The sequence below is a fragment of the Lentzea atacamensis genome, from assembly GCF_003269295.1.
Lineage (GTDB): Bacteria > Actinomycetota > Actinomycetes > Mycobacteriales > Pseudonocardiaceae > Lentzea > Lentzea atacamensis.
Genome location: NZ_QLTT01000001.1, coordinates 182,954 through 195,717, shown reverse-complemented (window position 1 = coordinate 195,717; position 12,764 = coordinate 182,954). Strand labels below are relative to the sequence as shown.

Sequence of the window (12,764 nt, the reverse complement as noted above, 5' to 3'; positions counted from 1 at the left end):
TGGGTGACCTGATAGTGCGAAAACCGCATTTCAGGGGTACCCAATGAGAATGAGATCCGTGTGGCGTGGGGCCATCTCCTTCGGGTTGGTGACGATCGCCGTGCGCCTCTACACGGCTGTCGAGGAGCACGACTTCCGTTTCAACCAGGTGCACCGGGAGGACGGCGGGCGCATCAAGTACAAGCGCGTCTGTTCGGTGTGCGGCAACGAGGTGGAGTATTCGGACATCACCAAGGGCTATGAGTTGGACGACGGCCGGATGGTGATCATGGAGAACGAGGACTTCGAGAAGCTGCCGGTGAAGACCGACAAGTCGATCGATGTCCTGGAGTTCGTGCCCGCGGAGGAGATCGATCCGATCTACTTCCAGAAGACGTATTACCTGGAGCCGGACAAGGCTGCGGCGCGGCCGTACGTGTTGTTGCGGGATGCGCTGGTGAAGACGGGTCAGCTGGCGGTCGTGAAGATCACGATCCGGCAGAAGGAGACGCTGGCGACGATCCGGGCGCGGGATGACGTGCTGGTGATGCACACGATGTTGTGGCCGGACGAGATCCGCAAGGCGGAGTTCGACTTCCTGGATCAGAACGTCGAGGTGCGGCCGCAGGAGTTGAAGATGGCGACGTCGCTGGTGGAGTCGATGGCCGGGGACTTCGATCCGGACACGTTCACCGACGACTACCGGGATGCGCTGGAGAAGGTCATCGCGGCGAAGGCGGAGGGTGCTGAGCTGCCGGAGCAGCCGGAGGTCGAGGACAAGGGTGATGTGATCGACCTGATGACGGCTCTGGAGCGCAGTGTGGAGAAGGCGAAGGCCGGTCGGAAGGGTGCGGCCAAGAAGTCTCCGCCGAAGAAGAAGGCTTCGTCGGCGTAGATGGCCGGGCTCGACGAGTACCGGCGCAAGCGGGATCCGGCGAGGACGCCGGAGCCCGTGCCGAGTGCTGAGGAGCTTCCTCACGGTGATGACGACACGTTTGTGATTCAGGAGCATCACGCGAGCAGTCTGCATTGGGATGTGCGGCTGGAGCGTGATGGTGTGCTGGTGTCGTGGGCGGTGCCGAAGGGGCTTCCGCCGACGACTGATGTGATCAGGCTGGCGGTGCACACCGAGGATCATCCTCTGGAGTATGCGGAGTTCTCCGGGGAGATTCCGAAGGGTGAGTACGGCGGCGGCGAGATGTTCATCTGGGATCGCGGTCGCTATGAGACGGTGAAGTGGTCGGACCGTGAGGTCGATGTGATCTTGCACGGTCATCGGGTCGAGGGTCGGTTCGTGTTCTTCCGCTCGGGTGAGCAGGGCAAGAACTGGATGATGAAGCGTCGGCACGCGCCGGCGCGTCCGGATTGGGAGCCGCTGCCCGAGCAGGTGAAGCCGATGCTGGCGATGCCCGGTCCCCTCCCCCAGGATGATGATGATCTTTGGGCTTATGAGTTCAAGTGGGATGGCGTTCGCGCGATTCTGAGGGTCGAGGGTGGTCGTGTGCAGGCGTGGTCGCGTCTGGGCAACGACATCACGGTGGCTTATCCGGAGTTGCAGGGTGTGGGTGAGCAGCTCGGTTCGACGGAGGCGTTGCTCGACGGTGAGATCGTGGCGTTGCAGAACGGGCGGCCGAGTTTCAGCGCGTTGCAGAACCGGATGCACGTGAGCAAGTCGGAGGCCGCGCGGAAGGCGGCTCGTCAGTATCCGGTCACTTTGCTGTTGTTCGATCTGTTGCACCTCGATGGCCGGTCGACGCTGCAGCTGCCTTTTCGTCAGCGTCGTGAGCTGCTCCGGGAGCTGGAGCTCAGGGGTCCGAACTGGCTGACTCCCCCGTCGTACGACACCGATGGCGCGGCGGTCCTGGCGGCGAGTCGTGAGCAGGGTCTGGAGGGGGTGGTGGCGAAGCGGCTGGATTCGGTCTATCAGCCGGGGACGCGGTCGCCGGTGTGGCGCAAGATCACCGATCTGATGGCGCAGGAGGTGGTGATCGGTGGCTGGCGGATGGGTGAAGGCAAGCGGGCCGGGGTGATCGGCGCGTTGCTGCTGGGTATTCCTCAGGACGGCGGGTTGGCGTTCGCGGGGTCGGTGGGTACCGGGTTCAACGACGCGGAGCTGGCGGTGTTGACGCCGCGGTTGAAGGCGTTGGCGCGCAGGACGTCCCCGTTCGTGACGGAGATGCCGAGGGAGCGGGCGAAGGGCGCGAAGTGGGTGGAGCCGGAGCTGGTGGCGGAGGTGGTGTTCCGGCAGTGGACGCCGGACGGGCGGATGCGGTTTCCGGCGTGGCGGGGGTTGCGGCCGGACAAGTCGCCCGAGGAGGTGCGTCGCGTTGACCAATGACGCAACCGTGCGGGTTGAGGACCGCGTGCTGAAGCTGACGAACCTGGACAAGGTGCTGTATCCGGAGTTCGGGTTCACCAAGGGCGAGGTGATCGACTACTACACGCGGATCTCCCCTGTGCTGCTCCCCCATCTCAAGGACCGTCCTGTCACGCTCAAGCGCTATCCGAACGGCGTGGACGGGAAGTGGTTCTTCGAGAAGAACGCGCCGGAGCACCGTCCGGACTGGGTGCGGACGATGCGGCTGGAGTCGCCGGGCAGCTCGAAGGGCAACGAGACGGTCAACTACGTGATGGTGGACGAGTTGGCGACGTTGGTGTGGCTGGCGAACCTGGCGGCGTTGGAGTTGCACGTGCCGCAGTGGACGGTGGGTCCGCGCGGGGGTAAGCGGGATCCTGATCTGCTGGTGTTCGACCTGGATCCGGGGGCGCCGGCGACGGTGGTGGAGTGTTGCCGGGTCGCCGAGCAGGTGCGGGTGGTGCTGGACGACGACGGTGTGGACTCGTGGGCGAAGACGTCGGGGAACAAGGGGATGCAGGTGTACGCGTATGCCCCGGCGAAGGACACGTCGGAGTACGCGAAGGCGGTGGCGCGGCGGCTGGCGAAGGAGATGCCGAGCCTGGTGGTGGCGACGATGGCGAAGGTGCAGCGCACCGGAAAGGTGTTCATCGACTGGTCGCAGAACAATCCGGCGAAGACGACGGTGGCGCCGTACTCGTTGCGGGCTCGGGAGCGGCCGGCGGTGTCGACTCCGATCACGTGGGACGAGGTCGAGGAGTGTCAGGTGCCGGAGGATCTGGTGTTCACGGCGGACGAGGTGCTGGATCGGGTGGATTCGGCGGGTGACCTGTTCGGCAGTTGATATTCTGGCCGACTGCCTGTTGCCTGTCCGGGGGTCGCCATGAAGATCGAGCTGTCCGAGTACGACGCTGCCTGGCCGGGCTTGTACCAGCGAGAACGTGAGCGGATCGTGGCCGCGTTGCCGGACGCCGAGCTGGAGCACGTGGGGTCGACGTCGGTGCCGGGGCTGTGTGCGAAGCCGCTGATCGACATGATGCTGGTGGTGGACGATCCGCGTGATGAGGCGTCGTACGTGCCCGCGCTGGAGGTCGCGGGGTATCGGGTGACCGTCCGGGAGGACGACTGGCACGACCACCGCATCCTCAAGGGGCCGGACACGAATGTGAACCTGCACGTGTTTCCTCGTGGGTGTGCGCAGGTGCGGCGGCATCTGGTGTTCCGGGACTGGTTGCGTGTCAACGATGACGACCGGGAGTTGTACGCGCTGACGAAGCGGGAGCTGGCGGCGCGGGAGTGGGAGCGGGTGCAGGACTACGCGGCGGCCAAGAGGGAGGTGGTGCTGGAGATTCTCGAGCGCGCTTTTCTGGCGTGGCGGCCGTCGTCGGACGACGTGGAGTACGTGACGGAGACGCCGGCGGGGGACGTGCGGATCACGCTGGAGGACTACAACCCGGCGTGGCCTGACTGGTACGCCCGGGAGGAGGAGCGGATTCGCGGCGCGCTCGGCTCGGAGGTCGTGCGGCTGGAGCACGTGGGTTCGACGTCGGTTCCGGGGCTGGCGGCGAAGCCGTTGATCGACATTCTGCTGGTGGTGCCGGATTCCGATGACGAGGACGCGTACGTGCCGGCGTTGGTGGAGGCCGGTTATCACCTGCGGTTGCGGGAGCCGGGCTGGTATCGGCACCGGTTGCTGAGGGACTCCGACCCGGAGGTGAACCTGCACGTCTTCTCCCCCGCGTGTGAGGAGGTCGACCGGATGCTGGCGTTCCGGGACCGGTTGCGGGAGAACGCGGACGAGCGGGCGGAGTACGAGGCGGTGAAGCGGGAGCTGGCGGCGCGGGGCTGGGAGCGGGTGCAGGACTACGCGGACGCGAAGACGCGGGTGGTGGAGCGGATCGTTCTGCGCGCGCTGGGGTGATCCGCCGGTTCGCCGGGCGTGGTGCGGAAGAATCGCGTCCCGTGAGGTTCGGGGTGCTGGGGCCGGTCGAGGTGCGTGACGGCGCGGGAGTGGTGATCGCCGTGCCCGCGCCGCGTCAACGGGCTCTGCTCGCGATGCTGGCGCTGGACGCGGGCGGGATCGTCGGTCACGCGCGGCTGCTGGAGGGTCTCTACGGTGAGCCGCCCGCCGGTGCGGCGAACGCGTTGCAGTCCCAGGTCTCGCGGCTGCGCAGGACGGTTCCGGGCCTGGTGGTCGAGCACCATCCGGCCGGTTATCGGCTGGTCGCCGGACCGTCCGAAGTGGACGCGACGTACTGTGCGGAGCTGCTCGCCGCCGGGCGTGGCCTCGAAGCGCTGCGGTTGTGGCGTGGGCCGGCGTTGGCGGACGTGGACGCGCCGTTCGCCGACGATGCCCGGCAGCGGCTGGAGGAGCTGCGGATCAGCTGCGTCATCGCCGCGGGCACGGCCGGCGATCTGCGTGACCTGCTGGCCCGGCACCCGCTGCGTGAGGACGTCCGCGCGGCGTTGATGCGGGCGCTGCACCGCGAGGGCCGTCAGACCGAGGCGCTCGAGGTGTTCGCCAGGGGCAGGGAGCTGCTGGCCGACGAGCTCGGGGTGGATCCCTCCCCCGCGCTCGCCGCCGCGCACGTCGAGATCCTGCGGGCGCAGGCGCCGCACCGGGGTGTGCCGGCGCAGCTGACGAGTTTCGTCGGCAGGGACGAGGATCTGCGGCGCGTGGCCAAGTGGTTGCAGGAGAACCGCCTGGTGACGCTCATCGGCCCCGGTGGTACCGGCAAGACTCGTCTCGCGGTCGAGGTCGCGAGCCGTGAGCAGGGTGAGGTGGCGTTCGTGGACCTCAGCGCCACGACCGATGTCGCGCGGGCACTGCTCGACGGTGCCGGCGTCCGGGAGGCCGGGCTGTTGTCGGCGGGAGCGTTGAGCGTCGAGGACCGGCTGCACGCGGCGCTGGCCACGAGAGATGTGCTGCTGGTCGTCGACAACTGCGAACACGTCGTCGACGACGCCGCCCGTGTTCTCGGCGCGGTGCTGGCCGCGTGTCCGGGCGTGCGGGTGCTTGCGACGAGCCGTGAGCCGCTCGGCATCACCGGCGAGACGCTCAGCCCGGTGTCCGCGCTGGACGACGGGGCCGCTGTCCGGCTCTTCGAGGATCGGGCCCAGGCGGTCAAACCGGGGTTCCGCGCCGATCGTGAGGTCATCGCCGACGTGTGCCGGCGTCTCGACGGGATCGCGCTCGCCATCGAACTGGCCGCGGCACGGGTGCGGTCGCTGCCGATCGCCGAGATCGCGGCCCGGCTCGACGACAGGTTCCGGTTGCTGTCGCGGGGCAGCCGGACCGCCGCGCCCCGCCATCGCACGCTGCACGCGGTGGTCGAGTGGAGCTGGGACCTGCTCACCGAGGCCGAACGTGATCTCGCCGCCCGTTTCACCGTGTTCCACGGCAGCGCGGGCCTGGACGCCGCCGTCGCCATCACCGGCTCCGACGTGGACACCCTGTCGTCGCTGGTGGACAAGTCGCTGATCGAGGTGACCGGTGAGCGGTACCGGATGCTCGACACCATCCGCGCGTTCTGCGCGACCCGCGCGCCCGATCTGGCCGAACGTCACGCCCGCTGGTTCCTCGCCAGGGCTCAGGAGGCGGAGCCGCATCTGCGGGCGCACGACCAGGTCGAGTGGCTGACGAGGCTCGGCGCCGACCACGACAACCTCACCGCGGCCCTCAGGTGGGCCACCGTCCACGACGTCGGCCTCGCGCTCGAGCTGGTGGCGGCGCTGGCGACCTACTACTGGTGCCGGGGGCTGCGCACCGAGGCCGCCCAGCGTGCGGAGGCGGTCATCCGCGCGTGTGGCGAGACGGCGCCGCCGGGTCGTGCGCAGGAGTACGCGTTGTGCCTGCTCCTTGCGTGGCCGATCGCGACCGGTGACCAGAGCGGCAGGATCGGCCAGGCCGACGCGTTGCTCTGCGCGCTGGACGGGCCGCCGCGTTACCCGATCATGACGATGATGTGGGGCATGGCGCTGGGCGCGCCGGAGAACGACTCCCAGACCTGGCACCACCGCAACCGCCTCATCGGCACCGACTCGTGGAGCCGGGCACTGGCCCTGGTCGGTGACGGTCTGATGGCCCGCATGCAGGGTGATCCGATCGCGGGCCGGGAGCTGCTGCGGCGGGGCGCGGAGGGGTTCGAACGGGTCGGTGACCGGTGGGGTGCGGCGCTCGCGCACCACCAGCTCGGTGAGATCGCGCTGGAGGCCGGTGAACCGGCGCTCGACGCGATCGGCCGTGCGTACACGCTGCTCACGGAGCTGGGTGCCACCGAGGACATCGCCGAGCTGCTCGTCGTGCGGGCCCGTGCCCGTCTCGTCTCAGGTGACGCCGAGGGTGCCGCGGCGGACTACGACGAGGCGTTCGAGCAGGCGAGAAGGGTGGGTTCGCCGCTCGTGCAGGCCAACTGCCACCTGGGCCGGGCCGAGCTCGCCCGCCGCAACGGCGATCTGGATACCGCGCGGGCGGAGTGCGACCGGGCGTGGGAGCTGACGCCCGGCGGCTGGTACAGCCCCGACGAGATGCGCTGCCACATCGCGTTCGAACGCGGGCGCATCGCGAGAGCCGCTGGGGACGACGCGGGGGCCCGCGAGCACCTGCTGGAGGCGCTCAGGCGGGCCGTGGGACAGCGCAACCTGTTAACCGAGGCCGCCGTTCGCGCGGAACTCGCCGCCCCAGCCGGGCCTTGATCCGCCGCCACCACAGCCACGCCGGCAGCTTGTGGTGGGCGATGAACGTCCACAGGTCGTCTTCGGCCACGTTGTCGTGGCGACGGCGCAGCACCTCCAGGCATTCCCGGGACACGACCCCGTGGATCCGTGCCACGTGCGCCAGGGCTGTGGCGCCCTGGCGGCGGACCTCGGTGCGGTCGTGGTCCAACGCGCGCGCGACGCGGCGCAGGGTCGCCCACGGATCCGGGTACGACAGCGCGAGGCCGATCACCGAGATGCCGACCATGTCCTCGCCGCGGTCGAACGCCGCGTCGACGTCTTCTGGGCGGTCGGTGCCCATCAACGCGGAGAAGTCGCGCCAGTTCATGCCCTCACCACGCCTCGCCCGGTCGAGCAGGAAACGCTGCCTGCCGTCGGAACGCTCCCCCGTGCGTTCCCAGTCCGCGGCTAAGTAGCGCCACACCGCTGCGGTGTCCGCGCGGGAGGTGGAGGCGAGGATCCGGCACAGCGCCAGCACGTGCCGCGGGTCCGTGGCCTCGGCGAGCTCGCCCAGGACTCCCGGTGGGCGGCCCAGGTCGTTCCACGCCAGCCACGCCAGCGTCGGCACGTCGTCGACACTCACCCAGCCGTCGGCCCCGCCCCGGCCGATCTCGGCAGGCGTCAGCGAGGCCCGGTAGCGGGCGTGTTCCATCGGGATCACGTCAGACCTGAGGCACGGCACGCAGCAGCGCGCGCGTGTAGTCGTGAGTGGGGTTGAGCAGCACTTGTTCCACCGAGCCTTGTTCCACGATCTTCCCCTGATGCATCACCGCGACCCGGTCGGCGATCTGCCAGGCCAGCCCGAGGTCGTGTGTGATGATCAATGAAGCAAGGCCCAGCTCGCGCCGCAACCGGAGCAGCAGCGCCACGATCTCCCCGCGCACCGAGGCGTCGAGGGAGGCGACGGGCTCGTCGGCGACCAGCAGACGGGGTTGCAGCACCAGTGCGCCGGCGATCACCACGCGTTGCTGCTGACCCCCGGACAGCTCGTGCGGCAGCGACTCCAGGTAGAGGTCCGCCGGACGTAGTTCCGCACGTTCGACAGCGGCGCTGACCAGCGATTCCTCGTCGCCGGGAATGCCGTGGACGCGCAGTCCCTCCGCGACCGCGTCGAGCACCGTGTGGCGGGGGTTCAGCGCGCTCGCCGGGTCCTGCAGGACGAGCTGCACCTGCCTCCGGAACGCCTTGAGCGCCTTGCCCCCGAGCGGCACCGGAACCCCGTCGAAGATCACCCGACCGGAGGACGGTTTCCGCAGCCCCATTATGGTACGAGCCAGTGTCGTTTTGCCGGAGCCGGACTGCCCGACCAACGCCACGATCTCGCCCCGGCCGATCGTCAGATCGACCCCGTCGACCGCGCGTGCCCGACCGTAGTCCACCGCGAGCCCACGCACCTGGAGCAACGGCTCCGGAGCGGCCACCGGCTCCACCCACCGGTGCGCCGGATCGCCGATCACCGGGAACGCCGCCGCCAGCGCCGCCGTGTGCGGGTGCCGAGGGTTCGCGATCACCTCCCGCGTGCCACCGCGCTCCACCAGTTCACCGCGGTACATCACCGCCAGGTCCGCGCACGTCTCCGCGAGCACCGACAGGTCGTGGCTGATCATCAGCAGCCCGAGGTCCTGCTCGGCGACCAGCCGGGTGAGCACCGACAGCACCTGCGCCTGCACCACCACGTCCAGCGCGGTCGTCGGCTCGTCCGCGATCACCAGCCGCGGTCCGCACGCCAGGGCCATCGCGATCATGACCCGCTGTCTCTGCCCGCCGGAGAGCTCGTGCGGATACGCCCGCGCCTTCTCCGCCGGCAGCTCCACCTGCTCCAGCAGCTCACGCACACTGCCCGTGGTGCCGTGCAGGCGCATCGGCTCGGCGATCTGGTCACCGACGCGGCGCACGGGGTTGAGCGAGTGCATCGCGCCCTGGAACACGATCGACGCCGCCGCCCACCGCACCGCCCGCAGCCGCCCCCACGACATCGCCTGGACGTCGTCGCCGTCCAGCAGGATCTCGCCGTCGACCCGCGCGGTCCTGGGCAGCAACCGCAGCACCGACATCGCCACCGTCGACTTGCCCGACCCCGACTCACCCGCGAGCCCCAGCGTCTGACCGGGCGCGAGGGTCAGGTTCACGTCGTGCACGACGCGCTTGTGCCCGTAGTGGACGGTGAGGTTCCTCAGTTCCAGCATCCGGTCACCTCTTCGGCGTCACAACGGCTTCGAGGGCGCGCCCGACGAGCGTGAACGCCAGCACCACCACCACGATCGCGACACCGGGCGGCAGCAGGAACCACCACGCCCGCTGCGGCACCGCCCCGTGCAGCTGCGCCTGGTGCAGCATCGCGCCCCACGAGATCCGCGTCGGATCACCCAGCCCCAGAAACGCCAGCGTCGACTCCGCCACGATCGCCGACGCCACCGCGAGCGTCGCGTTCACCAGCACCAGTGGCACCACCGACGGCAACACGTGCCGCCCGATCACGTGCCCGTGCCCGCCACCGAGCGCCCGCGCGCGTTCCACGAACGGCCTGGCCTCGATCGTCAGCGTCTGCGCCCGCACCATCCGCGCCGTGGACGGCCAGCTCGTCAGGCCGATCGCCAGCACGATCGTGCCCAGCCCGCGCGGCAGCACCGTGGACAGGGCGATGGCCAGCACCAGCGCCGGCAGCACCAGGAAGAAGTCCGTGACCCGCAGCAACGCGCCCGCGAGCAGCCCACCGAAGTGCCCGCTCACGATCCCGACGAGCGTGCCGATGCCGACCGCGAGCACCGCCGCGGTCAGCCCGACGAACAACGACGTCCCGGCGCCCTGCGCCACCAGCAGCGCCACCGACCGCCCCGTGTGGTCGGTGCCGAGCCAGTGATCCGCGCCGGGTGACTGCCACGGCGCCGCCGTCACCCGCGTGACGTCCAGCGCGTCCGCGGGGATCAGCAGCGGCGCGATCACCGCGACGAGCGCGGCCACGGCCAGGACCGCGGCACCCGCGACCCCGGCGCGGTGCGCGAGAAACCCGGTCTTGCCGCCGCGGCCCGTGCCGCGTGTGAGGAACCCGCTCATACGACCTTCACCCGTGGATCCAGCACCCCGTACAGCAGTTCCGCCAGCAGGTTCATCACCACGACCGCTCCCGCCGTGACCACCAGCAGCCCCTGCAGCAGGAAGTAGTCAGGCCCGGTCAGCGCGTCGTAGAACAACAACCCCAGACCGGGCCAGGAGAACACCGTCTCCGTCGTGATCGCCCCGGCCACCACCAGCCCGAACCGCAGGAACACCAGCGTGATCGCCGGCAGCACCGCGTTGGGCACGGCGTGGCGGCGGCGCACCAGATCGTCGCGCAGGCCCTTCGCCCGCGCCGTCGTCAGGTACGGGGCGTGCATCTCCTCCAGCAACGACGACCGCATCACCAGCATGTACTCCGCGCACACCACCGCCACCAGCGTGAGCGACGGCAGCACCAGGTGATGCCCGACGTCCAGCGCCTGCGAGACGAAGTCGGGTGCCGTGTCGGTGTCGCGCATGCCCCGCGACGGGAAGAGATCCCCGGTCGCCATCATCAGCAGCATGCCGAGCCAGAACGTCGGCACCGCCCACAACGTCAGCGACACCCCGGTCGCCGCCCGGTCGAAGGCGGAGTCACGACGCCACGCCGCCCGCACGCCCAGCCACAACCCCAGCCCGACCGCGATCACCGTCGACGTGCCGACCAGCAGCAGCGTCGGCCCCAGCCGCTCCAGGATCACCTCCGACACCGGGCGGCGGAACGTGAACGACGTGCCCAGGTCACCGCGCAGCAGCGAGGTGAGGTAGTTCCAGAACTGCTCGTGCAGGGGACGGTCCAGGCCGAACTGCGTGCGCAGTTCGGCCTGCATCGCCGCTGTCGTCGGCCGCCCGCGCGTCATGGACACGACAGGGTCGCCGGGCACCACCCGGAACAGGAAGAAGCCCAGCACCGCCACCATCACCAGGCTGAGCGCGGCACCACCGAGCCGACCCCAGAGACGAACACCGAGTCGCACCTACTCGCGCTCCCCCGCCGTGGCCTTGCGCCGGCGTGCCACCACGACACCCACCACGACCAGCGCGAGGAGCACCAGGCCGCCGATCGCCAGCGCGGGCCCCCTGCTGGAGGGCGGCGCCGCGCGTCCGGCGGGCTCGGCGCCGTAGTAACCCCACATGCCGTTCTGCGCCATGATCACGCCACCCTGCGCGGGCTGTGTGGTGAACCTGGCGAAGCGGTCGGAGCGGTAGGCCTCCAGCGCGTTCTCGTAGGCCAGCACCACCGCGGGCACCTGGTCGTAGAACCGCGCCTGCATCTGCTTCACGATCTCCACCCGCTTGCCCTCGTCGAACTCCGAGAGCTGCCGCGCGTAGAGCTGGTCGTAGGTCGCGTCGCAGAAGTAGGCGTCGGAGGTGCCGCCCTTGCCGTCCGCGCCCGGCCGCTGCGCGCACGTGTGCAGGCCCAGGACGAAGTCCGGGTCCACGTTCGTCGCCCAGCCCGAGAAGGCGAGGTCGTAGGTCGCCACCGTGGTCGCCTCGTTGAGCTGGTTGTCCGACACCAGCCGCACGTCCAGCGGGATGCCGATGTCGCCCAGCTGCCGCTTGAGGTACTCCGACGCCTGCTCGTCGTAGGCACGCCCCGCGCGCCCGACCAGCCGCAGCCCGAAGCGGGTGCCGTCGGCCTTGCGCGGATGCCCGGCGGCGTCGAGAGCGGCGTTCGCGGCCGCGGGGTCGAACTTGCGCAGCTCCTGCTCGCCCGGCTGCCAGTGCCACTTGCCGAACACCGGCGGCACCAGCCCGGCGCCCTTCTCCGCGTAGCCGAGGCTCACCCGCTGCACCAGCGCGTCGAGGTCGATGGCCTGCGCGAGCGCCCGCCGCACCCGCACGTCCTTGAGCGCCGCGTGGCCGTCACCGATCGGCTCCCCGGTCCTGGTCTGCGCGCCGGGGTTGATCAGCAGCTCGACGAACCGGCGGCCCTGCGCCTTGTTGCGCGTGACGCCGGGCTTGTCCCCCAGCGAGTCGAACTGCGCCGGTGCCATCCGGTTGACCAGGTCGATCTCGCCCTTGGTCAGCGCCTGCACCGCGGCGTCGGAGTTCTGGAAGTACACGAAGTGCAGCTCGTCGTACTTCGCCGGGCCGCGCCAGTAGTTCTTGTTGGCCTTGAGCTTGATGAACTGACCGGCCACGTGGTCGGTCAGCACGAACGGGCCGGAGCCCACGACCGGCATCCGGTCGTTGGCGTAGTCCTTGATGCTCGGGACCTTCTCCCACACGTGCCTGGGCACGATCGGGATGTCCAGCGCCAGCATCGTCACCTGCGGTGCCTTGGTCCTGATCACCACGGTCCGGTCGTCGGGGGCGGCGACGGAGGCGAAGTTGGTGACGAAGCTGCCGTTCGCGGTCCGCGCGACCTCGTCGTTGAGCATCAGGTTGTAGGTGAACGCGACGTCGTGCGCCGTGACCAGTTGCCCGTCGGACCACTTCTTGCCCTCGGGGACGGTGAACGTCCACGTGAGCTTGTCGGGTGAGGGCTCCCATCTGTTCGCGAGGCCCTCGGTCACCCGCTGGTCGTCCGCCGCGTACGCGGTCAGGTAGTCGTACATCAGCCGGTTGATCTCGGTGCTCGACTGGAACACCGCCAGGAACGGGTTCATCGAGTCGATCTGCTGCACGATCGCGACCTTCAGAATCACCGGCCCCTGTGCCGTTGCAGAAGGTG

At 69.7% G+C, this 12,764-nt stretch carries 10 protein-coding genes; 5 read left to right on the top strand and 5 right to left on the bottom strand.

All coding sequences use genetic code 11. The annotated features are described in order from the left end of the window. The first annotated feature begins 49 nt into the window (after positions 1-49). Genes ku through C8D87_RS00985 form a run of 5 tightly spaced genes read left to right on the top strand, consistent with a single transcriptional unit; the run spans position 50 to position 7,030 of the window. Positions 50-874 carry a non-homologous end joining protein Ku gene (gene ku / locus C8D87_RS46695; RefSeq protein WP_109636958.1) on the top strand — a complete coding sequence of 275 codons (825 nt, stop codon included), beginning with the start codon at positions 50-52 and terminating at the stop codon, positions 872-874. Next, entirely contained in the window at positions 875-2,317 is a 1,443-nt protein-coding gene (gene ligD / locus C8D87_RS46690) for a non-homologous end-joining DNA ligase (RefSeq protein WP_112225183.1), read from the top strand. Then, positions 2,307-3,179, top strand: coding sequence for a non-homologous end-joining DNA ligase (gene ligD, locus C8D87_RS01000; protein WP_215732126.1), 873 nt, complete (start codon positions 2,307-2,309; stop codon positions 3,177-3,179). Before ligD (C8D87_RS46690) ends, ligD (C8D87_RS01000) begins: the two co-directional genes overlap by 11 nt. 39 nt (positions 3,180-3,218) lie before the next feature. Next, the gene (locus C8D87_RS47345; RefSeq protein WP_233441840.1) at positions 3,219-4,256 is read left to right on the top strand and encodes a GrpB family protein; all 1,038 of its coding nucleotides are present in this window, start codon (positions 3,219-3,221) and stop codon (positions 4,254-4,256) included. Between the two features lie 41 nt (positions 4,257-4,297). Further along, positions 4,298-7,030: a BTAD domain-containing putative transcriptional regulator gene (locus C8D87_RS00985; RefSeq protein WP_146771594.1), complete on the top strand. Its 2,733-nt coding sequence runs from the start codon at positions 4,298-4,300 to the stop codon at positions 7,028-7,030. Here C8D87_RS00985 and C8D87_RS00980 read toward each other — a convergent pair. The 5 genes from C8D87_RS00980 to C8D87_RS00960 are packed head-to-tail and all read right to left on the bottom strand — an operon-like array spanning position 6,951 to position 12,738. After that, complete coding sequence (locus C8D87_RS00980; protein WP_112225180.1) at positions 6,951-7,712, bottom strand: hypothetical protein; 762 nt, start codon at positions 7,710-7,712, stop codon at positions 6,951-6,953. The two genes, C8D87_RS00985 and C8D87_RS00980, sit on opposite strands and share 80 nt — an antisense overlap. A 1-nt stretch (position 7,713) precedes the next feature. After that, a complete protein-coding gene (locus tag C8D87_RS00975; protein ID WP_112225179.1) occupies positions 7,714-9,237 on the bottom strand; it encodes an ATP-binding cassette domain-containing protein in 1,524 nt (507 codons plus the stop codon). 4 nt (positions 9,238-9,241) lie between these two features. Beyond that, positions 9,242-10,105, bottom strand: a complete 864-nt coding sequence (locus C8D87_RS00970) for an ABC transporter permease (RefSeq protein WP_109636965.1) — start codon at positions 10,103-10,105, stop codon at positions 9,242-9,244. After that, positions 10,102-11,064 (bottom strand): ABC transporter permease, encoded by a 963-nt coding sequence (locus tag C8D87_RS00965; protein ID WP_267899819.1) that lies wholly within the window; start codon positions 11,062-11,064, stop codon positions 10,102-10,104. Before C8D87_RS00965 ends, C8D87_RS00970 begins: the two co-directional genes overlap by 4 nt. Next, the gene (locus C8D87_RS00960) at positions 11,065-12,738 is read right to left on the bottom strand and encodes an ABC transporter substrate-binding protein (RefSeq protein ID WP_233441839.1); all 1,674 of its coding nucleotides are present in this window, start codon (positions 12,736-12,738) and stop codon (positions 11,065-11,067) included. Positions 12,739-12,764: the final 26 nt, after the last annotated feature.

Coding starts and splice junctions, on each gene's coding strand:
- C8D87_RS00975 (WP_112225179.1), bottom strand. CDS start 9,237: ATGCTGGAACTGAGGAACCTCACCGTCCACTACGGGCACAAGCGCGTC.
- ligD (WP_112225183.1), top strand. CDS start 875: ATGGCCGGGCTCGACGAGTACCGGCGCAAGCGGGATCCGGCGAGGACG.
- C8D87_RS47345 (WP_233441840.1), top strand. CDS start 3,219: ATGAAGATCGAGCTGTCCGAGTACGACGCTGCCTGGCCGGGCTTGTAC.
- C8D87_RS00970 (WP_109636965.1), bottom strand. CDS start 10,105: ATGAGCGGGTTCCTCACACGCGGCACGGGCCGCGGCGGCAAGACCGGG.
- ku (WP_109636958.1), top strand. CDS start 50: ATGAGATCCGTGTGGCGTGGGGCCATCTCCTTCGGGTTGGTGACGATC.